Source organism: Vibrio sp. D173a, assembly GCF_030248475.1.
The window spans coordinates 1-832 of record NZ_JAHGAH010001179.1 but is presented as its reverse complement, the minus strand read 5'-3'; the positions used below and the strand labels follow the sequence as shown (position 1 = coordinate 832).

Here is an 832-nt window from a genome sequence, read left to right as displayed (position 1 = left end):
AGATGCGGTTTTCAGCGTTGGGTAGACGGTTTAATTGTGGCGAGTTTACCCAAAAGAAATAACAAAAACCTTTGTTTAATTATGTGATCTGTTTCACTTTGGAAGTGTGATGTCGCTCGATAAAAAAGCGGGCTCACCTGTGGTAAGCCCGCTTTAAAACTAAAATATAGAGTTGCTCTTTTAGAACACTTCCAAACAGAAGCGCCCTAAGAAAATGCGACTACTTAGAATTACATCGCTGCTTCAAAGATTGCAGAGATCTCTTCATGTGTTGCTTGTTTCGGGTTAGTGAAACCACAAGCATCTTTTAGTGCATTGTCAGACAGAGTAGGGATGTCTTCCAGTTTCGCACCAAGTTGAGCGATACCTGCTGGGATACCAACATCAGCAGCCAGAGCTACGATAGATGCGATAGCCGCTTCTGCGCCTTGCTCTGCTGTCATCTCTTCAACATTTACACCCATTGCTTTTGCCACATCACGTAGACGCTCAGGACAAACTTGCGCGTTGTAGAGGTCGTAGAAACCACCCAGTTGGTGCGCCATAGCGTGTACGTAACCTAGAGATGCATTGTTGAATGCCATACCTGCCATGAACTGTGCGTAAGCCATTTGCTCACGAGCTTCGATGTCGTCACCGTTGCTTACTGCAGTGCGTAGGTGTGCTTGGATAAGCTCAATCGCTTTGATTGCAACGGCATCAGTAATCGGTGTCGCTGCGATAGATACGTACGCTTCGATAGCGTGAGTCAGCGCATCCATACCTGTTGCAGCAGTCAGCGATGCAGGCTTAGCAAGCATCAACTCAGGATCGTTTACAGAGATAAGTGGCG

The 832-nt window shown here is 46.6% G+C and carries 1 protein-coding gene; it reads right to left on the bottom strand.

Annotated features, from left to right (window positions below):
* Positions 1 to 230 precede the first annotated feature (230 nt).
* The coding region (locus KIV40_RS32155; protein ID WP_285353402.1) for an iron-containing alcohol dehydrogenase at positions 231 to 832 on the bottom strand (602 nt) is incomplete at its 5' end.